Source organism: Acinetobacter sp. COS3, assembly GCF_000475335.1.
GTDB lineage: Bacteria > Pseudomonadota > Gammaproteobacteria > Pseudomonadales > Moraxellaceae > Acinetobacter > Acinetobacter venetianus.
Map to the genome: position 1 here is coordinate 16,544 of NZ_AXCD01000008.1, position 21,097 is coordinate 37,640.

General features: G+C 39.1%; 19 protein-coding genes. 5 read left to right on the top strand and 14 right to left on the bottom strand.

The annotated features are described in order from the left end of the window. Positions 1 to 92: 92 nt before the first annotated feature. Entirely contained in the window at positions 93 to 875 is a 783-nt protein-coding gene (locus IO68_RS21670) for an NRDE family protein (protein WP_023012913.1), read from the top strand. A 45-nt stretch (positions 876 to 920) separates the two neighbouring features. Here IO68_RS21670 and IO68_RS21675 read toward each other — a convergent pair whose 3' ends face one another. From IO68_RS21675 to IO68_RS21730, 12 genes are all read right to left on the bottom strand, one after another. Further along, positions 921 to 3,116 carry a PhoX family protein gene (locus tag IO68_RS21675; protein WP_023012914.1) on the bottom strand — a complete coding sequence of 732 codons (2,196 nt, stop codon included), beginning with the start codon at positions 3,114 to 3,116 and terminating at the stop codon, positions 921 to 923. Positions 3,117 to 3,286: 170 nt separating this feature from the next. Further along, a complete protein-coding gene (tatC, locus tag IO68_RS21680; protein WP_004877544.1) occupies positions 3,287 to 4,072 on the bottom strand; it encodes a twin-arginine translocase subunit TatC in 786 nt (261 codons plus the stop codon). Next, positions 4,069 to 4,521, bottom strand: a complete 453-nt coding sequence (gene tatB, locus IO68_RS21685) for a Sec-independent protein translocase protein TatB (protein WP_004877541.1) — start codon at positions 4,519 to 4,521, stop codon at positions 4,069 to 4,071. The genes tatC and tatB overlap by 4 nt, the downstream gene beginning before the upstream one ends. Positions 4,522 to 4,533: 12 nt before the next feature. Beyond that, a complete protein-coding gene (gene tatA / locus IO68_RS21690) occupies positions 4,534 to 4,752 on the bottom strand; it encodes a Sec-independent protein translocase subunit TatA (RefSeq protein ID WP_004877539.1) in 219 nt (72 codons plus the stop codon). A 243-nt stretch (positions 4,753 to 4,995) separates the two neighbouring features. After that, positions 4,996 to 5,619 carry an RdgB/HAM1 family non-canonical purine NTP pyrophosphatase gene (gene rdgB / locus IO68_RS21695; RefSeq protein WP_023012916.1) on the bottom strand — a complete coding sequence of 208 codons (624 nt, stop codon included), beginning with the start codon at positions 5,617 to 5,619 and terminating at the stop codon, positions 4,996 to 4,998. Between the two features lie 98 nt (positions 5,620 to 5,717). Continuing rightward, positions 5,718 to 6,422: an endonuclease/exonuclease/phosphatase family protein gene (locus tag IO68_RS21700; RefSeq protein WP_023012917.1), complete on the bottom strand. Its 705-nt coding sequence runs from the start codon at positions 6,420 to 6,422 to the stop codon at positions 5,718 to 5,720. A gap of 71 nt (positions 6,423 to 6,493) precedes the next feature. Further along, positions 6,494 to 7,081, bottom strand: a complete 588-nt coding sequence (locus IO68_RS21705; protein WP_004877533.1) for a tetratricopeptide repeat protein — start codon at positions 7,079 to 7,081, stop codon at positions 6,494 to 6,496. Beyond that, on the bottom strand, positions 7,078 to 7,671 hold the full coding sequence (gene metW, locus IO68_RS21710; RefSeq protein ID WP_004877532.1) for a methionine biosynthesis protein MetW: 594 nt from the start codon (positions 7,669 to 7,671) through the stop codon (positions 7,078 to 7,080). Before metW ends, IO68_RS21705 begins: the two co-directional genes overlap by 4 nt. Then, on the bottom strand, positions 7,671 to 8,831 hold the full coding sequence (metX, locus tag IO68_RS21715; protein ID WP_007479629.1) for a homoserine O-succinyltransferase MetX: 1,161 nt from the start codon (positions 8,829 to 8,831) through the stop codon (positions 7,671 to 7,673). Before metX ends, metW begins: the two co-directional genes overlap by 1 nt. A 126-nt stretch (positions 8,832 to 8,957) precedes the next feature. Next, positions 8,958 to 10,655 (bottom strand): 2-isopropylmalate synthase, encoded by a 1,698-nt coding sequence (leuA, locus tag IO68_RS21720; protein ID WP_023012918.1) that lies wholly within the window; start codon positions 10,653 to 10,655, stop codon positions 8,958 to 8,960. A gap of 445 nt (positions 10,656 to 11,100) precedes the next feature. Further along, positions 11,101 to 11,784 carry a Fe2+-dependent dioxygenase gene (locus IO68_RS21725; protein WP_023012919.1) on the bottom strand — a complete coding sequence of 228 codons (684 nt, stop codon included), beginning with the start codon at positions 11,782 to 11,784 and terminating at the stop codon, positions 11,101 to 11,103. A 106-nt stretch (positions 11,785 to 11,890) separates the two neighbouring features. Next, positions 11,891 to 14,110 (bottom strand): TonB-dependent receptor, encoded by a 2,220-nt coding sequence (locus IO68_RS21730; protein ID WP_023012920.1) that lies wholly within the window; start codon positions 14,108 to 14,110, stop codon positions 11,891 to 11,893. 382 nt (positions 14,111 to 14,492) lie between these two features. Here IO68_RS21730 and tig point away from each other — a divergent pair, with 382 nt between their 5' ends. The 4 genes from tig (at position 14,493) to IO68_RS21750 (ending at position 18,846) form a co-directional block, all read left to right on the top strand. Continuing rightward, positions 14,493 to 15,824 carry a trigger factor gene (gene tig, locus IO68_RS21735; protein WP_023012921.1) on the top strand — a complete coding sequence of 444 codons (1,332 nt, stop codon included), beginning with the start codon at positions 14,493 to 14,495 and terminating at the stop codon, positions 15,822 to 15,824. 197 nt (positions 15,825 to 16,021) lie between these two features. Next, positions 16,022 to 16,627: an ATP-dependent Clp endopeptidase proteolytic subunit ClpP gene (gene clpP, locus IO68_RS21740; protein ID WP_004877521.1), complete on the top strand. Its 606-nt coding sequence runs from the start codon at positions 16,022 to 16,024 to the stop codon at positions 16,625 to 16,627. Positions 16,628 to 16,668: 41 nt separating this feature from the next. After that, complete coding sequence (gene clpX, locus IO68_RS21745) at positions 16,669 to 17,979, top strand: ATP-dependent Clp protease ATP-binding subunit ClpX (RefSeq protein ID WP_004877517.1); 1,311 nt, start codon at positions 16,669 to 16,671, stop codon at positions 17,977 to 17,979. A gap of 150 nt (positions 17,980 to 18,129) precedes the next feature. Beyond that, positions 18,130 to 18,846, top strand: a complete 717-nt coding sequence (locus tag IO68_RS21750; protein ID WP_004877515.1) for a DUF2846 domain-containing protein — start codon at positions 18,130 to 18,132, stop codon at positions 18,844 to 18,846. 21 nt (positions 18,847 to 18,867) lie between these two features. On the opposite strand, the gene IO68_RS21755 is transcribed toward IO68_RS21750, so the two are convergent. Together IO68_RS21755 and IO68_RS21760 are read right to left on the bottom strand one after the other, a co-directional pair. Then, positions 18,868 to 19,410, bottom strand: a complete 543-nt coding sequence (locus IO68_RS21755; RefSeq protein WP_023012922.1) for a DUF2059 domain-containing protein — start codon at positions 19,408 to 19,410, stop codon at positions 18,868 to 18,870. Positions 19,411 to 19,512: 102 nt separating this feature from the next. After that, positions 19,513 to 21,036, bottom strand: a complete 1,524-nt coding sequence (locus IO68_RS21760) for a fumarate hydratase (RefSeq protein ID WP_019385385.1) — start codon at positions 21,034 to 21,036, stop codon at positions 19,513 to 19,515. Positions 21,037 to 21,097 lie beyond the last annotated feature (61 nt).

Below are 21,097 nucleotides of genomic sequence, written 5' to 3' on the forward strand. Positions count from 1 at the left end.
GCTGTTCCTCAATTTTATATTTTGAGCAGATTGTAGCGGAATGATGTGAAAAATGTTGTACATTCAATGTGTAAAGATGTGAGAACAAAATAATGTGTATCGTCGCTTTTGCATGGCATGTTCTTGAGGATATGCCACTTTGTTTAATTTCAAATCGTGATGAGTTTTATCATCGTCCAAGTCAAACGCTGCATCTTTGGGAAAATAGTCAGATCGTTGCAGGACAGGATTTACAGTCTGACGGAACTTGGATGGGTGTCACCGCATCAGGTCGCTGGGCAATTGTGACAAATTTTCGCAATGGACATGATAAAAACCAATATGAAACCTCGCGTGGAAAACTTATTCAGGACTTTTTAGAAAGTGACTTGCCACCCATTCGCTTCGCGCAAAACTTAGAACAACAGCAACAAGCCTATGCTGGCTTTAATTTATTCGTTGGCGATCATGAGCAAGCGGTGTATATGAGTAATCGTGGCGAAGCACCTCAAGTGTTAGCCAATGGTGTGTACGTGGTTTCCAATGGATTAATGACTGAGGATTGGGAGAAAACCAAACATTTACGCAAGCGCTTTACACAAGAGTTTCTACCGATGTTGCAGCAAGTTGATATTTCAGAATCAGATTTAAAAAATGCGGTATGGGATATTTTGGAGGATGAGAGAAAGATTATTCCTGATCTTTTACCAAATACGGGAGTCAGCGTGGAAATGGAGGAGTTACTTTCTTCCACCTTTATTCAAAGTCCGATTTATGGGACACGCTGTTCGAATTTTTTAAGAATGACATCGCAACAGTGGCATTGGCTTGAGAAAACCCAACAAGGTGAGCAGCAGGGGCATCTTGAGGAAATAAAACTGAGCTTGCTGAAATAAATAATGCCGACATTTGTCGGCATTATTTTAGTGGGTAAGCTAGGATTATCCTGCAATTACTCCACCATCGGTACGTGTAATCACAACAGTCGCTGAACGAGGGCGAGCAGTTGTATTATTTGGATTTGTTTGAGTTGCAGGCCAGTTACTTGCTGGAGTTGCATAATCATCTGAATCTTCACCAGGATGTTGGACATTGATGAAAATTGCTTTGTAGTCTGGTGTCATAGCGATACCTGTGATCTCACATTGTTTTGGTCCAGTAAGGAATCGACGTAATGTTTCATCAGTTACTTTTTTACCAACAAGTGTCTCAGTACCATTTGAAGTGGTCGCCGCAGCACCATCACCAATTTGACCTGGTAGAGCAGCAAGCATCATACAGTTTGTTACGTCTGTATATGCACCGTCATCTGTCTGAATCCAAAGAACACCGCGTGGGTCAAACCACATGCCATCTGGACTTGAAAGATCATTATTATCTGTCAAACCTGAAAGGTTGATGTTTGCTGCCATAGAAGCTTCAGCACCAAATAGATAGATATCCCATTTGAAACTTTCAGCAGTAGTTAAATCTGCAGTTTCACGGAAACGAATAATATGACCGTTTACATTGCCTTTTTGAGTTTTTGTATTGTTATATAAATCTTCATAAGTACGAGGGTTTGCAGCATCTGTTGGATAACTTGAACCACGGTTAGAGTTATTGGTTAAAGTAACGTAAACCTCACCATTCTCTGGATTTACTGTACACCATTCAGGACGGTCCATTTTGGTCGCACCAACAGAGTCAGCAGCTAAACGAGCAAAGGTTACAACATCTGCTTGAGAGTTAAATGGATAAACTGCGTTGGTTTGATTTAAGCCATTTTTGCCAAAGCTAAGTTCAATCCATTGACCTGAACCATCATTATTGAACTTCGCAACATATAACTTACCAGCGTTCATGTATTTATCGCCAGCAGCGTAACCGCCATTAATATCGTTGGCATCCCATTTTGCATCTGACACAAATTTATAGATGTATTCACCGCGTGAATCATCACCCATATAGAATGCGAGTTGTTGTCCTACAACAGCTCGGCAGGCGCTATCTTCATGTGCAAAACGTCCTAATGAAGTACGTTTTACTGGGTTTTGACGACCATCAAATGGATCGATTTCAACCATCCAGCCAAATGTATTTGGTCCATTACGATAATCTTTTGTTGCCATATCTGCTTTCGCATCAGCATTCCAACGATCATATAGGTCTTGAGATTCAACTCCACCAATTGCAGATTCCCAACCATAACGTGAGCTAGAACCAGCTTTTAGACCATAGCGTTTCAGTGCAATAATTTCTTCTGGGCTGCGTAAAGCATCGTCAGTTGTGCTACGAGCAAAATATCCAATGAAGTTTTCTTCAGTTGTTAGATAAGTTCCCCATGGCGTGTAACCATTACCACAGTTATTGTGTGTACCACGTGTTTGGCGGCCAGCTGGTGAATAAGCAGTTGCAAGTAAAGCTGAACCAGCAGCGGCACCAGCAAAGTCCATTACTGTAGAACCCGTAATACGACGGTTGAAGATAGAGTTCTTAACAACCTCTACCTTTTGTGAAGTTTTATCTTTTTTGATTTCGATGACAGAAACACCATGTGCATTTACTTCACGAATCACTTCATCTTCAGGGCGACGACCATCAACTTTCGTTGGTCCTTTAGGGTGTAGGAAAGTTGGGTTGATATATTCGTGGTTCATGACCAGCAAACCATGATCTGAAATGCTTTCATCAAAGCGTTGAGTAGAAGCATTCATGCCGAAGTAATGCATACCGTCGTGACAGTCACCTGAACGGAACTGGAAACTTGGGCCAGATGGAATATTATTATCATCCCATTCAGCATATGTTGGGTTGATCGAGTCACCTAAAGCATATAAAACCGTCGCTTGATAACCTTCAGGAACAGTAACAATATCATCTAGATTTTTTGAGACTGGTGAGAATGACAATTTTTCTGGTTTTTGATTCGGATCAACAGGTGTTGGTGTTCCACCATTATTATTAGAGTTATTATTATCGTTGTCGTTACAGCCAGTCAACGTAGAAGCCAAAGTTAATGCGACAGCACCACTCGCAGTTTTGCTAATTAAGCTACGGCGACTAATGTGTTGTTCTAAAATGTCACGGAAATGGATATTGTCTGATGTGTTGTTATCCAACTCTTGATCTTCATGATATGGCGATAGCTCGGTCATGGAATATTCCTAAAATAGTAACAGTTGTTCTGAAAGTTTTCCCCCAATTAACTTAATGTTTAAATATGACGAAGCATTTACATTTGCATGACAAATTTGTGAAAAATCAATTAATAAGTAAAATATAAGAAATAAAAAAACAGGTAAAAACCTGTTTTTTCAAGAATAATCTAAGCCGTCTTTCTTTTTTCTATAATTTTTCCAAACAGTAATCCAAGCTCAAACAGGAGCCACATTGGGACTGCTAACATAATCATTGAAATAGCATCGGGTGGGGTAACGAACATAGAAATAAAAAAACATCCAACGATGATAAACCGCCGCTTTTCTACTAGGCTTTGTGTTGTTACGATCCCAATTAAAATCAGTAATAATGTAATGATAGGGATTTCGAAAGTTAAACCGAATACTAAAAATAGTTTCAAACAAAAAGCTAGATAACTATTGATGTCCGTCATAGGGGCTACAGTTTCAGGCGATACACTCATAAAAAAATGTAAAATAGAAGGAAGAGCAATAAAATACGCAAAAGCGATACCAGCGTAAAATAAGACAATGCTGCTTACTAATAATGGAAACGCCAAAGATTTTTCTTTTTCATACAGAGCGGGCTTTGCAAATGACCAAATTTGGTAAATGATGAAAGGCATTGCAAGCATAAGAGCAACGAAAAAATTCAGCTTGAATGGTGCCATGAATGTTGCGGTTACATCTGTTGCAATCATTGATGAGCTAACAGGAAGCTGTGCTCTTAATGGCTCAGAAAGTAATTGATAAGTCTGATTTGCAAAAGGCAACAAGCAAAAAAATAAAACGAGTAATGCGCTTACGATTTTAAATAAGTGTTTCCTTAAAATCATTAAATGCTTCGTAATCGGCATTTCTTCTAGTTTATTTTCTTGCTCATCATTCACCGTATTAGATGAAGGTAATTGTTGAGTAGACGATGGGTTCATACAGCTACCTTTAATTCTGAAACCGATGAGTCAGAATCCGAGTTTGATTTATAGGATTCCAAGTGTAAGACAGCGAATTTAGGAAAATAAATCAATGCTAAAGGCTGTATGAGATATGAATATGATGTTTGAACCTTAATTGGTTGGTCACTGCTAGTCGAGTTCTCTTGTGCAAGAACAGACGCTCTTTGCTGTTCTAATTCATTGATCTGTACTTGCATTTTTTGTTCTAGCTCAGCGATACGTTGCATCTCTTTTTGCATTTGCTCACGTAATTCTGATAGTCGGAGTTCACGATCAATATCATTCTGAACATTACTGACGAGGCGTTTTATTTTTGTATACCATTTACCGACAAAACGAGCAGCCTCAGGTAATTTATCAGGCCCGAGTACAAGTAAAGCAATAATGCCGAATACTAATAATTCGGACATTCCCAAATTCAGCATAATCAGGCTCGCTTAGTTTTTTACTGAACTTTCAGTATTTTTAACTTGAGCATCAATCGTGCGTGGTTCATTTAAAGATGCAGTTGCCTCATCTTCTTCTTTCATTGATTTTTTGAAATCTTTTACCGCGCCACCAACATCTTTACCTAAGTTTTTAAGCTTAGATGTACCGAAAAGTAAAATAACCACAATAGCGAAAATGAGTACATGCCAAATAGATAAACCAGCCATAATTTTATTCCTATCAAACTTTGTATATATCTCAACAGCTTGGCATGACAAATATGTGACACTTATATTGCAATTTTGCGACAGAGGAACAATTAGCTTTAAATATTTGAATAGATGATTTTACTTTTTGATTTGTAATCAATACCTAATACAGGCGTTTTTTCTAATTTAAGCGTATTTGATTTTTTATTTTATCTAAAAGTGCTCTAGTTTTTATTCATCAACTAGAGCACGCAGCTTGATTTAAATTAAGCTGGCTTTGAAGAGTTGCATTGCTTTGCCACGATGACTGATTTTACTTTTCTCTTCTTTGCTGAGTTCAGCACTCGAACAGTTACATTCAGCTACCCAAAAGAGGGGGTCATAACCAAATCCATTTTCTCCGCGGGCAGTTTCTAAGATTTCACCTTTCCAAATACCTTGAAAGATTTGTGGTAAAGGATCTTCGGCATGTGTAACCAATGCGAGTACGCAAACAAACATGCCTTCAATCACTTCGCCATCTTTGCGAAAAGGTGCGAGGTCAGCTAAAAGTTTTTGGTTGTTGGCAGCATCGTTACCATGTTCACCCGCATAACGAGCAGAATAGATGCCTGGAGCACCACCTAGAATTGGAACACAAAGTCCTGAATCATCAGCAAGTGCAGGTTTACCTGATAGTTTAGAGGCATGACGGGCTTTGATAATCGCATTTTCGACAAAGCTGAGACCATCTTCTATCGCATCTTCAATATCCAGTTTGCCTTGAGGAATAATCTCCACAGGTAGGTTGAGTTGTTGAAAGAGGTGTTCGAATTCGACAACTTTGCCTTTGTTGTTACTTGCAAGGACAAGACTGCCTTGAGAGAACCAGAGGGGAGTAGACATATGAATTTTAAATTCGCTTAGATTGAGTGGAATTTTAGGGTGTTTTTATGGAATAGGGTAGAGAGTCATTATTTATTTTCAGTAAATGTTTAACAAGTCTAGTTATTAATTTCAAAAAGTAGAGGAATATGATCACTATAGTTAAGCCATTTATATTTATTGAAAAATTTAAAAGAAGAGTTGTTCTTAGAGAATAAATTACTATGACAAAATAAGTAGTCAATATGATAGTTCTTTTCATGATTTCTATTCATAAAAAATGTGGGAAGTGTCTCCTGTCCTTGCTCTTCATTTGATAACTCATGGTAAAGGCTATGAATATTCATTGCTTGTAATTGATTTACTACATCACTATGATTCCACCAGCGATCCCATACATCCCATTGAGCGTTGCTATTTAAATCGCCACAAATAAGAGTAGGTTGTACTTTTATTAACTCTTCATGTAATTGTAAATATTTCCAAAGTTGCCCAATATATTGAAATGTAGGGGAATTGGCATATTTAGTCCAAGCAGCTAAGAGCTGAAAACTATCATTAACTCTTATTGGTAAAAATAATTCTAATCTAGAATCCTCCCAATATAATTGCTCTAATTTATAGTCTTCTCTAGCAAAGACTCCTAGTCCTTTATTTTTATTAGTACCTTTCCAAATTAAATTGGGTAACCATGCTTCATAAGCATTTTTGGCTTGTTGTTGATTTTCACATTCTTGAATGATGTAGATGTCGGCTTCTATTTCTTGAATAAACTCAATTTTCTTTCTAAAAGCTCCATTGCAATTCCATGTTAATATTTTCAAACTTTAATTTCCTTAAATAAAAACCGACTCTTACTAGTCGGCTTTCAAATCATTCAAAAAATATTAAAAAACTACTGTGCTTGAATCCATTTGTCAGCACGGTCACGTGCAGTACGGATTTGATCTTGCGTTAAGTTAGCAGCTAAAGCAGTTTTCTTACCTTCTGAAAGTTTAATTACTTTAGTGTCGAGCATGCCATCACGAGTAGAAAGCTCATACCATTGATAAGCACCCATGTAGTTTTTCTTTTGCTCTTCCATCATTGCAAGATTAAAGCTGGCACGATTGTCACCATGACTTGCTGCTTTCTCAAAGTATTTACGTGCTAAAGCTTCATCTTTTTTGACGCCAATACCATCAGCATACATGCGGCCGACATTTAATTGTGCTGCTGAGATACCTTGATCTGCTGCTGCTTTAAACAAAGAAAAAGCTTGTTTCTCATCTTTAGCCACATCCTTACCGTATTGGTAACGAGTCGCTAAATAAAATTGTGCCCCAGCCTGACCAGCTTTTGATGCGCGTTGTAACTCATCAATACCCATTACTGAGTATCGTGCTGCTTGTGCTGCAACCGATTGCGGTTGAGTCACATAGTCAGCATGCGCTTGTATACTGATCAGACCAAATAAAAATGTGCTGATTAATGTCTTTTTCATAGAGCGCTCACTCGATAAATTGCGACTTCACCAAATAGGTTCGGCATATGCTTGCTCAGCATACTACCTTGTTGGTCACCATTAACGGCAAGTCGATTAATAATTTTAATCCGATTCTCAGCACATAAGGCTTCAAAGTCACGGAAAGTACATAAATGAATATTCGGGGTGTTATACCACATATAAGGTAAAGCTTCCGAAACAGGCATTTTCCCTTTTAATGCTAGAAAAGAGCGTGTTTTCCAATACGCAAAGTTTGGGAAGGTAATAATGGCCTGTTTGCCGACACGCACCATATCACGAAGTAATACATCTGGTGCATCTACAGCTTGCAAAGCTTGTGCCATAACCACAGAATCAAAAGATTGGTCGGCAAAGCGGCTTAAACCTAAGTTTAAGTCCTGTTGGATAATATTTAACCCCCGACTGATCGCAATTGCAATCTTTTCTTGATCAATTTCTAGACCATAGGCACGAATATTGTGCTGTTTACTCATATGAGCCAGTAATTCACCATCACCACAACCCAAATCGAGTACGCTCGAATTCGGATTAATCCATTTTTCAGCGAGTCGTTGATCTATACGCATTAGTGAACCTCCTGCGGTGTCGATTGCAACTGTTGTTCTCCACCTAAAAATGCTCGTAGTGTTTTTACATAAAGTGGGATTGGGAACAAGAACGAGTCATGACCTTGTTCAGCATCAATATCTAAGTAGCTGACAGGCTTATGATTATCAATCAATGCATCCACTAACTCTTGTGAACGGCTTGGGCTAAAACGCCAATCCGTGGTAAATGAGATGACCAAAAACTTACATTTAGGTTGACTCATTGCCTTCGTCAAAGAGTGCTCATATTCACGAGATGGATCAAAGTAGTCCAATGCCTTGGTCATAATCAAGTAGGTATTTGCATCGAAATTACGGCTGAATTGTTCGCCTTGGTAACGAAGGTAACTTTCTACTTGGAATTCGACATCAAAGCCGTACATAAATTTGCCTGATTTTAAATCACGACCAAATTTTTGCTTCATCGCCTCTTCGGAGAGATAGGTAATGTGCCCAACCATACGCGCTAAAATTAAGCCACGTTTTGGATAGCTATCATGTTCCAAATAACGACCATGATGGAAATCAGGATCGGAAAGAATCGATTGGCGTGCAACTTCATTGAATGCAATATTTTGTGCTGAAAGCTTTGGTGCACTTGCGATGATGGCACATTTTTTTAAACGATCTGGATAATCCAAAGACCATTGTAATGCTTGCATGCCACCCAATGAACCACCAATAACTGCATACCAAATCTCAATCCCTAGACGATCTGATAGCATTGCTTGAGTTTTTACCCAGTCGCGTACTGTGACAAGCGGAAAGTCTGGGCCATAAGGGCGATTTTCATTCTCTGGATTCGGCGAAGTTGGGCCAGTTGAACCGCTACAACCACCAATGTTGTTTAATGAAACCACAAAGAAATGATTGGTATCGATTGCTTTTCCTGGTCCAATACAACTATCCCACCAACCTGCTTTTTTATCATCTTCATGATGAAAACCTGCGGCATGGTGATGTCCTGATAATGCGTGGCAAATTAAGATCGCATTTGACTTATCTGCATTGAGTGTTCCATAGGTTTCAACCATCAAATCGAAACGGGGGAGAATACGCCCACATTCGAGTTCTAGAGGTTGTTCAAACTGAAACTTTTGTGGTGTGACTAAACCCACTGAATCCGATGGAAAAGACACTGGAATGATTCGCCCTATATTAAATCATTAATAATAAAAGGATACCAATTCAGGTATCCTTTCAAAAGTCATTTTTTCTGATATTACAACTCAGCTTTACTGAGCATTATGTGAAATTTCACAAATTTAGACGGCTGCTGCAACCACTTGTTCAGTTGTCAACACGCCTTGCTCGATCAAGCGGTTAGTACATGCGATAATTGCTTCAATTGATGAAGTGACAATGTTGTCGTGAACACCTGCACCAAATGCGCTCTTACCAGCACCTTTCACTTGAAGCTCAATTAAGGCAAGCGCTTTCGCATTTGCACCTGAACTGATGCTACGTTCTTCATAGTTCACAACATCAATTGGGAGTTGTAATGCATTCAACATCGCTGAAATTGGGCCATTACCTTCGCCACGTAAGCGTTGAATCTCACCTTCAATTTCAATGTCTAATTCAATGATTTGTGTGCCATTGATATCTGACAATTGATAATGCTTCATTTGATAATGACGGTTTTTGATATCGACATAAGTATTTTGGAATAAAGTCCAAATTTCAGTTGCACTGATCTCAGTACCATTTTCATCAGTATGTTGTTGTACGATCTGACTGAACTCAATTTGTACACGACGTGGCAATGCAACGTTGTAATTTGATTCCAATAAGTAGGCAATACCACCTTTACCAGATTGGCTATTCACACGAATCACCGCATCATAATCACGACCTAAGTCTTTAGGGTCGATTGGTAAATAAGGCATGTCCCAAATTTCTTCATCTTTCTGGAATTCAAAGCCTTTTTTAATCGCATCTTGGTGAGAACCAGAGAATGCAGTAAAGACTAAATCACCTGCATATGGATGACGAGGGTGCACAGGCAAACCAGTACATTCTTCAACAGTTGCAATAATTTCATTGATATTTGAGAAGTCTAATTCTGGCGCAACACCTTGGGTGTACATATTCAAGGCAATCGCGGCAACGTCAACGTTACCTGTACGTTCACCATTACCAAACACACAACCTTCAACACGGTCAGCACCTGCCATAATTGCCAACTCAGATGCTGCAATACCGCAACCACGGTCATTGTGACAGTGAACTGAGATAATCACCCCATCACGACGTGCTAAATTACGGTGCATCCATTCGATTTGATCGGCATAGACATTTGGTGTTGAAACTTCGACTGTTGCAGGTAAGTTTAAAATGACTTTGTTGCTAGGAGATGCTTCCCAAATTTCAGTTACAGCATCACAGACATCTTTTGCGACTTCTAATTCAGTTGCAGAGAAACATTCAGGGCTGTACTGGAAAATCCAGTCCGTTGCTGGATATTCGGCTGCATACTCTTTTACTTTTGTCGCGGCATTGATTGCAAGTTGTTTTGAACCATTTGCATCGACATTCAACACTTTCTTACGGAAAGTCGGGGAGTTCGAATTATAAATATGGACGATCGCACGTTTCGCACCAACTAAAGCTTCAAATGTACGTGCAATTAAATGATCACGTGCCTGAACCAATACTTCGATGTATACATCTTCAGGAATCAAATCTTCTTCAATCAACATACGAGTAAAGTCGAAGTCGATTTGTGAAGCAGAAGGGAAGCCGATTTCAATATGTTTAAAGCCGATTTTCACCAACATTTTGAACATTTTCAATTTTTGATCCATGTTCATTGGTTCAAAAATCGCTTGGTTACCGTCACGAAGGTCGGTACTCATCCAAATCGGTGCTTTGTTAATTTCGTTGTTTGGCCATTGACGATCTGGTAAATCCACTCGTTGATACATACGGCGGTATTTTTTGCTTGGGTCAGCCAACATCATGAGATAACTCCTTGTTGTAGCATGGTTGCTGAGTCAAATTAAATGCAACGTACTACAAATATATATGGGGTCTATAAGAATCAATTTAAAGAAAATATGGGGATCGAGTACCTGAAAAAATAGGCAAAAAATTTATACGCGCGCGAGGCGCAGCATCAGGAGAGCAGTGAGATGTGTTGTATTATTAGACGGATGGGTAACACCGTGAGTTGTTTTCATCTTCTACCATTCAAATCAGTGATTGGGTTTTGCAGTTATATTCATCATCTAGTAAAAACCAGTCTAGGTGAAAACACAAGCGACTGCAAAGGTCTATAAAACATTTTAATTTGAACAAGTGGGAAATGTTTTTCTATTTTTTGCAGTATTCCAAGAATTGTGAGAAAAATTTCCCATAATTTCTATAAAAATGGGAAAAATAAATTATTTCTTAAGGCTGAAAACTTTATAGTTCCGACCACATACGAATAAGGTTGTGATAGAGATTAGTGAGTTTCATCACTTCTGAATAGTCATCGCCGTGATCTTTGCGGAGCTGGCGAATGCTTTCATCTAAATTAAATAGCATATGACGTTTTTGATCTTCGCGAATAAGGCTCTGTACCCAAAAAAATGAAGCAAAGCGAGTGCCACGCGTGATGCTACTGACTTCGTGCAAACTAGTAGAAGGATAGAGTACGACATCACCTGCAGGAAGTTTTACTTCATGATAACCATAGGTGTCCTCAATCACTAGGTCGCCGCCCTCATATTCTTCTGGTTCACTTAAAAAGAGTGTACAAGATAAATCTGTTCGAATTTGTTGACTCGTACCACGAATCAATCGAATGGAGTTATCGACATGAAAACCAAAGGTCTCGTGTTCATCATAGCGATTAAATAGTGGTGGAATAATCTGTCGTGGTAGAGCCGCGGCTTGAAACGTTGGATGTTTCCAAATGGCTTGCATCACGATCTCACTTAAATGATGGGTGAGAGGGTCTTGTTCTGAAAGTTGCTGATTTTTTTTAACAGATGCCGAGAGTGTACCTGCTGTTACTTTACCGCCAACCCAACTTGCTGTTTCCATCACTTTGCGGAATTCTGCAACTTGTTCTTTGCTTAATACATTAGGAATGTGATGAATCACAGAACATATCCTTTTGAATAATAGATAGTGATAAAAATAGCCTCTTAGTAGAGGCTATTTTATATTAACTTAGATAAATTCCATAATAAACTTATGGGATTCAGTCTTAGTATTTAAAGTTAACAGCAAGTACAGCGTTACGACCATCACCTTCATTTGCGTAATGGCGGGCATGTGCACTCGTGAAGTAACGTTTGTCAGAGAGATTATTGATATTTAGCTGTAAATCTATGTTGTCATTAACATTATATTTAGCCATTGCATTGTAAATCGTAAATGTTGGCAATACACGGCTCTGGTCATGGTATGTGTAAACTTTATCGCGGTATTGCACGCCTGCACCTACAGTGAATTGTGGTAATACTTGATACGTTGTCCACAGATTTGCACTGTTTTTAGCTACGAATGGGATTGGGCCACCTGATTGAACTTGCTCATTTCTGACGATTCCACCTTCTTCAAGTTTGCTATCTAAGTAGCTATAGCCAATCGCCATTTCCCATTGATCAGTGATATGGCCTGTCAAGCCAATTTCAAAACCATCAACTTTGCTTGAACCTGCATTTGTAGAAAAGCCTGAGCTATCGGTAATGCGAGTATCTTGTTTTTCTGTACGGAAGATCGCAGCAGTTGCATTGGCACGATTTTCCCAAAGACTCCATTTTGTACCGATTTCATAGGTGCGTGCTTTTTCAGGCTCTAAGTTCTTTGTTGATTCACTTAAACTATCAATATCAGGGTCGATACCTACAGGATTGGCTGATGTTGCGTAGCTCGCATAAATACTACCATGTTCAGTAGGGCGGAATACCACACCAGCTTGATAAGAGAAGTAATCTGTATCGTTTGAATACTCTGTGCCAGCAGTAATGGTATTACCACGACTTGTTACATCTTTATTGTATTTTAAGTTGGTATCAAATTGGTCCCAACGTACGCCGAGATTGAGTAACCAGTACTTGTTGAACTCAATACTATCTAATGCATAAATAGAAACAGTTTCATTGGTGAGAGTGGTTTGTTTCTTATTTGGATTGAGTGTGCCTAACCACGGATCATTTGCGCTAGGGGTGTTTAGATCTGTACACCAACCATCATTATTCTGACATTTTTCGTTGAAGCCTGCTGTAGTTGAATCTGTGTAACCTGGATAAGTCATATCATAGTTACCACGATTGGTTTTTTCGCGGTTGTACTCTGCACCCAAATTAAAGCTATGAGCGAATGTACCTGTATTGAATTTGCCAACTAAAGACAACTGATCGGTAAATGCTTCTGTGTCACGAATTGACTGAGTTGCACGACGATAAACCTTGCCGTTATAAATGTTACCTTTTGAGTCATCTGGGTTTGTGTAAATATAGTCTGCTTTAGAGCGACTATAAGTTGTTGTATTCGTTACAGTGAGATCATCATTAAAATCATGTTCTAATTTTAATGTACCGATGTGATTTTCACGTTTATCAAAGTCACGATCTTTCCAGCCATAATATGAACCTTGCTTCACGTTAACTGGTTTTCCACCATTATTCCCATCAAATGGAATGCCAGAGTCTGGTTCATCATTGCTTTTCAAGAAGTAGTAGCTAAGCGTTGCACGATTTTCACTACCTAACCCAAATGCAATACTTGGTGCTAATCCAACACGTGCATATTCAGCACCGTTATGTTGGCCCGGTTTTTCATTCTCATGGCCCATCGCAATGACACGACCTGCGATACCATTGCCAAAGTCTTTATTTGCATCTAGTACGATGTGTTTATAGTTATCAGTACCGCCAGCAACAGTACCTTGGTACTCATCACCTTCGTGAGCAACTTTAGGGATCAAGTTAATGCTACCACCTACACCGCTACCACCAGTAAGTGCAGAGCTTGAACCTTTAGTGATTTCTACTTGGTCGATTGCGAACATGTCGCGATTTTGAGTCGTTGAGTTTCGCACACCATCTACATAGATTGCGCTTTGCCCATTGTAACCACGAATATATGGGATATCTGTATAAGGTGTACCGCCTTCACCTGCGCCTAAAGTAATACCAGGCTCATTACGTAATGCTTCTAATAATGTATTTGAGTTGGTTTCTTTTAAAAGTTTTTGAGAAAGAATCGAAACAGTCTTTGGTGTATCTTTTAACGGAGCCACATATTTTGCATTTGCAGATTTGTCGACTTTTAATTCATCAACAGTTGCTTCTGCATGGATCGTTGGAAGTTGAACCACTTGGCTTTGATCTTGAGCAATCGCTGTTGTTGCGATCATTGATAGGGATGATGCAATTGCAGAAGAAACAAATTTCTTACGTGTTCTGATAAAAGAGGACATATCGTATCCATGTAAACCTTAAAATTCATGCAAATAATAATTATTCTTATTTTTATATGCAATTCTTTGAGATTGGTTTTAACGATCTAAAGATCATATAACTTTGGAAAAAGAAATAGAATAGTGTAATAAAGTGTAAGTTCTTGTGGATTTTGATTGTTTAAATATGAGCGTTTTTTATGGTGGAGTAATTAACCTTGGGTATATGCAATTTTCACCTATTTAGAATAATCACTGAAAATAATTAAAAGAGGCGAGTTGGTAGAGATGCTCGGATTCACTTTTGCTGCTAGAATGCCTGACTAATTTTGTATATCAGCAAAGTTGTCATATAATGTGGCACTTTTAAAATTGTTACTACTAACTATATATCGAGGAAGCCATGCAAGTAACGACTGAAGCGGTTTCGGGCGTTGCCCGTCGTTTAAATGTTTCTGTACCGACGAGCCGTGTTAACGAGCAATTTGAAGCTCGCTTAAAACGCACTGCTAAAACTGTGAAGATCAACGGCTTCCGTCCAGGTAAAGTGCCTTTAAATGTTGTTCGCCGTGAATATGGTGCGAGCATTTATCAAGAAGTTGTGAATGACATCATTCGTGACACAGTATTCGAAGCGATTCAACAAGAAAAAATCAATGCGGTCGGTATGCCGAACATTGAGAAAGTTGAAAACAAAGATGATGCTTTAGTTTTTGAAGCGACTGTTGAAGTTTATCCTGAAGTAGAAGTGAAAGCTTTTACTGATTTAGAAGTTGAGCGTAAATCATCAGAAATCAACGATGCAGATGTTGATGTAATGATTGAAAACTTGCAAAAACAACGTGCTTCTTGGACTGAAACCAAAGGCATGGCGAAAAAAGACATGCAAGTGACTTTCGATTTTGAAGGTACTGTTGATGGTGAGAAGTTTGAAGGCGGTACTGCTGAAGACTTTAAACTAGTTCTTGGTTCTGGTCGTATGATTCCAGGCTTTGAAGACGGTATCATCGGCATGAAGAAAGGCGAAGAGAAAGTGATTGATGTTACTTTCCCTGAAGACTACCAAGCTGAAAACTTAGCGGGTAAGGCAGCTCAATTCAAAATCACTGTGAAGCTTGTTGAAAAACAAAAACTTCCTGAGATTGATGCTGAATTCTTGAAAATCTTTGGTTTAACTGAAGAAGAAGGCTTAGATAAGTTAAAAGCTGACGTTCGTAAAAACATGGAACGTGAAGTTCGTAACGGTCTTCGTAACCAAGTTAAACAAGCTGCATTTGATGCACTTGTTGCTGCAAATGAAATCGAAGTTCCAGCTTCTATGGTTGCTCAAGAAATTGACCGTCAACGTCAACAAATGATCCAACAGTTCACTCAACAGTTTGGTGCTCAAGGCGCTGGTGCGTTTGATAGCAGCATGCTTCCTGATGAGTTGTTCAAAGAACAAGCTGAAAAATCAGTTAAGCTTGGTGTATTGGTTAGCAAAGTATTGGCTGATGCTAAACTTGAAGTTGACCAATCACGTGTTGATGCTTACATCGATGACATGGCTTCTTCTTATGAAGATCCAACAGAAGTTGTTGAATACTTCAAAAATGATAAACAACAACGTGCTCAAATCGAAGCAGTTGTTTTAGAAGACCAAGTTGTAGATCACATTTTAGCTGCGGCTAAAGTAAGTGATGTCGCTGTAAGCTATGAAGACTTATTGAAAGAGCAACAAGCACGTCGTGGCTAAGCTTTCAAAAGTTTAAAAGAAAGGCGCTTATTGCGCCTTTTTTTATCCGTGTTATGAAAGTGTTAATTTCTAATGAAATTGCCAGCTTTTAGTCTAAATAATCGAATATTTCAGATTGAACCTTTTGCAATTTCGTCGATTATCCCTCATATTGTTGGCATAGACCGAGTCACAATAATTTAGGAATAAGTAAACGTATGTATGTTCCAACAATTGAAAATGCTTTAGTTCCTGTTGTCGTTGAACAGTCATCTCGTGGTGAGCGTTCATTTGACATTTATTCACGTTTGTTACGTGAGCGCGTTATTTTCTTAACGGGTGAAGTAGAAGATAACATGGCAAACCTCATCGTTGCTCAGATGTTATTTTTAGAAGCTGAAAATCCAGAAAAAGACATTCATCTTTATATTAACTCACCGGGCGGTTCGGTGACTGCGGGTATGGCGATTTACGATACGATGCAGTTTATTAAACCTGATGTCGTGACTTATTGTATGGGACAAGCTGCTTCTATGGGCGCTTTCCTATTAAATGCTGGTGCAAAAGGCAAACGTTACTGTCTTGAAAATGCACGTGTCATGATTCACCAACCTTTAGGCGGCTTTCGTGGTCAAGCTTCTGATATTGAAATTCATGCTCGTGAAATTTTATTTATCAAAGAGCGTTTAAATCGCTTAATGGCTGAACATAGTGGTCAAGACTATGAAACGGTGGCTCGCGATACAGATCGTGACAACTTCATGACTGCGCAAGCAGCAAAAGAATATGGTTTGGTTGATCAAGTGCTTAGTAAGCGTCCTTGATTTTTAAAAACTAAGTTTAAGATTTAAGTGGTGGAGTAAATATGTCCGAACATCCTCAAGGACAAAAACATTGTTCATTTTGTGGTAAGACGCAATCTGAAGTTGGAAAATTGATTGCAGGTGAGGACGCATATATTTGTAATGAGTGTGTGGATGTCTGCTTGGATTTAGTGCAAACAAGTCAACAAGTGGAAGCAGGTGATTGGGCGACAAAACCATTGCCTAAACCACACGAAATTCGTGCAGCGTTAGATCAATACGTCATCGGACAAGATGTTGCTAAAAAAACATTGTCAGTTGCGGTTTATAACCACTACAAACGTTTGAAGGTTGGTCAATCTCAGCATGGAAACCCTGAAATTGAGATTGCCAAGAGTAATATCTTACTGATTGGACCAACAGGTTCAGGGAAGACATTACTTGCACAAACGCTTGCTCGTTTACTCGATGTGCCTTTTGCAATGGCAGATGCAACAACACTCACTGAAGCAGGTTATGTCGGTGAAGATGTTGAAAACATCGTGCAAAAGCTACTGCAAAAAGCAGATTATGATGTAGAAAAAGCGCAGAAGGGCATTATCTATATTGATGAGATCGACAAGATTACTCGTAAATCGGAAAATCCATCGATTACTCGTGATGTGTCTGGCGAAGGCGTACAACAAGCATTATTGAAAATGATTGAAGGTACGGTTGCTTCTATTCCACCACAAGGTGGCCGTAAGCATCCACAGCAAGAATTTATCCAAATTGATACTGCGAATATCCTATTTATTTGTGGTGGTGCTTTCTCTGGTTTGGAAAAAATCGTACAGCAACGTCAAGAAAAAGGTGGAATCGGTTTTACTGCTGATGTGAAGAATAAAGATGACAGCAAAAAAGTCTCTGAATTATTCCGTCAAGTTGAAGCGACTGATCTCGTTAAATTCGGTTTAATCCCTGAATTTATTGGTCGTTTACCAGTGATTGCAACCTTAGAAGAGTTAGATGAAGAAGCTTTGATGCAGATTCTAACTGAGCCTAAAAATGCATTAACTCGTCAATATCAATACTTATTTAGCATGGAAGATGTTGATTTAGTGTTTGATGATTCCGCATTGCGAGCAGTGGCGAAGAAAGCACTTGAGCGTAATACAGGTGCACGTGGTTTACGTTCAATTCTGGAAAATGTATTGCTTGAAACCATGTATGATTTACCTAGTCGTACAGATGTAGGTACTGTCATTGTGGATGAAGCTGTGATTAATGGTACAGCAAAACCTACTTTTAAAGCTGAACGTTTACCACAAACAGGTACGCCAGAATTGGTTGAAAAAACGGATTTGAAAGTAGTTGACTCTAAGTCAGCTTAATTCACATTCATCTAAAAAAGCATGAAAGGCTTGGCTTTTCATGCTTTTTTTATTTGCAATTAGGCGTTGAGGTGTTAATCTTAAAATTGAAAAAATCCGCATAGTTTTGCGCTGTTAAAAATAAATTCAAAAAACGCCTTGAGGGATGTCATGCGTTATTTAATATTGTCATTATGTTGTGCAGGGGTGTTGGCTGGCTGCCAAAGTCATAAGGCAGTGGAAAATGATCCAACTGTATTGACTGCGACACTTCCATCTATAGATACAGAAAAAGAGCCGGGTTTATTTGATCAATATCATGTCGGTGGTTTCTCTGTCGGTGGTTGGGTCAATCAAAAATTAGGTCAATACTTCGAACCTATCAAACCGCAAAATGAACAAGCTGCAGTCGTCTATTTATACCGACCAGATACGCGTTGGAATCGTCAGGAAATTGCAGCCGCGAATTTATTTATCAATGGGCATCGTATCCCTAGCTTGTTGCATAATCATTATTATTGGTTAGAACTACCAGCAGGTACATATCGTTTAAGCGTAAGTCGTCCTTTGGCTGGCTTACACTTCCAAAAGCCGAAATATGTCGATTTTACTGTGGATGCGGCACAAACTTATTTTATTAAATACGATGAAGAAAATAAGATTTCTAGAAGTGAGCATACTGGCCCATTTATGATTATGCCAGATAAAGTCGCACGCCAAGAAATAGCATTTACTCGATTAAAATCATCTAGCTATAACTTTGTTGCGCAGGATGCTTCTGGGAAAATTCGTAGCAAGCCACAAGAATTAAAGCCTGCGAAGTACGATGAGAAATCAGAAGTACATTTGGTCAAACCATTTAAGTTATGGAATCCTTTAACTTGGTAAAACCAAGCTCGAGAATAGGTACTAGTTGATTTGAATGAGTGGTTTGATGATTGTCAAAAACTGCTCTTTCAGTTCGGCGTTTTGTTCTGGATCATTTAATGTCTGCTCACTCAAACTATTCATATATTGAAAAACATCGGTGCTGATTTTCAGGTTTTTCTTATTAATTGATTTACCTTCAGGCGTTTTCAAAAATTTGAGATAGGCTTGTATTTCTTCTTCCGTCAAAGCCTCGGCATAGATTTTTTCAATATTTTGTAGAGTTTCAGGACGGGCAAAAACTCTAGAGCTAGTTTGTTTCAGTAGCTGACTTAGCTCTAAAACTGCTAAATGTTCTTGTGTGGTGGTTAATTCATTCTTACCCAAAATATTTAATAAAATGTTTTCAGCTTGTTTGTCTAATGCTGGCTGCATTTCGTCTAATGAGGCATTTAAAACATTTTCCAAATCGCTGAGCGTGATCAGTTCTTTGACTGATTTCATTTGAGCAGGGCTAGCAAAAGTGTTCTGCATGTTGATCATTAGACAAAACCCAATCATAAAGATGGGTAAACGCTTACGCATATCTCTATCCCTATACTCATATTATCTTTTTGTAATGTAACAGAAACTTTAGACAAAAAAATAGCCGAATCAATGGATTCGGCTATTTTTCTGATAAAGGAATTATTGAGCAGCATCAACGACTGGAATTTTACCAATCTTTGCTTGCCAGATTTTCGGTGCAGTCGCATGGATTGAAGTACCATTTACGTCTACAGCAACAGAAACAGGCATATCTTCAACGACAAATTTGTAGATTGCTTCCATACCTAAGTCGGCAAATGCAACAACTTCAGCTTCACGTACCGCTTTTGATACGAGGTAAGCTGCACCACCAACGGCCATAAGGTAAGTTGCTTGGTTGTCTTTGATCGCTTCAATCGCAGTAGGACCACGATCCGCTTTACCAATCATACCAAATAAGCCAGTTGCTTCTAACACTTGACGAGTGAACTTATCCATACGGGTTGCAGTTGTTGGACCCGCAGGACCAACGACTTCATCACCAACTGGATCGACTGGCCCCACGTAGTAAATGAATTTACCTTTTAAGTCGACTGGTAGCTCTTCACCATTATTTAACATGTCGACCATGCGTTTATGCGCAGCATCACGACCTGTATAAATGGTGCCGTTAAGAAGTAATGTATCACCTGGTTTCCAAGAGTTCATTTCTTCTTGGGTGATCGTGTCGAGATTCACACGTTTAGATTGAGAAGAATCCCAAGTTACTGCAGGGTAGTCTTCAAGTTTAGGTGCTTGAATGTGTGCAACACCTGTACCATCTAATTGGAAATGAGCATGACGAGTCGCTGCACAGTTCGGGATCATACCAACTGGTTTACCAGCAGCGTGACATGGGTAATCTTTGATTTTGATATCAAGAACAGTGGTTAAACCGCCAAGACCTTGTGCACCAATACCCAACGCATTCACTTTTTCGAAGATCTCAATACGGAGTTCTTCCATTTTGTTTTGTGGGCCACGACGAAGTAATTCGTCCATGTTGATTTCTTCCATCAATGCTTCTTTTGCAAGCATCATGGCTTTTTCAGCAGTACCACCAATCCCGATACCGAGCATACCTGGTGGACACCAGCCTGCACCCATCGTTGGAACAGTTTTGAGTACCCAATCTACGATTGAGTCTGATGGGTTTAACATTGCAAGTTTAGATTTATTTTCTGAACCACCACCTTTAGCAGCCACAGTAATGTCAACTTTATTACCTGGTACGAGTTTGTAGTGGATGACAGCAGGGGTATTGTCTTTGGTATTTTTACGACCAAAAGCTGGATCAGCAAGAACAGAAGCACGCAATACGTTTGAGTTTTCTAAGTAACCTTGGCGTACGCCTTCGTTCACTGCATCGTCTAAGCTCATGGTTAAATCAAATTTAACATCTAAGCCAACTTCAAGGAAAACGTTGACAATACCTGTATCTTGACAGATTGGTCGATGGCCTTCAGCGCACATACGTGAGTTGATGAGGATTTGTGCAATTGCATCTTTTGCAGCTTTGTTTTCTTCACGATCATAAGCACGGCTCATCGCTTGGATGAAGTCTTGTGGGTGATAGTAAGAAATAAACTGGAGGGCATCCTTGATTGATGTAATCAAGTCATCTTGTTTGATGATCGTTGTCATATCAAAATTCTCTTGAGCGGGCTAATAGCTGGCGGGCTAAATTATATGACAAAAAGCGTTC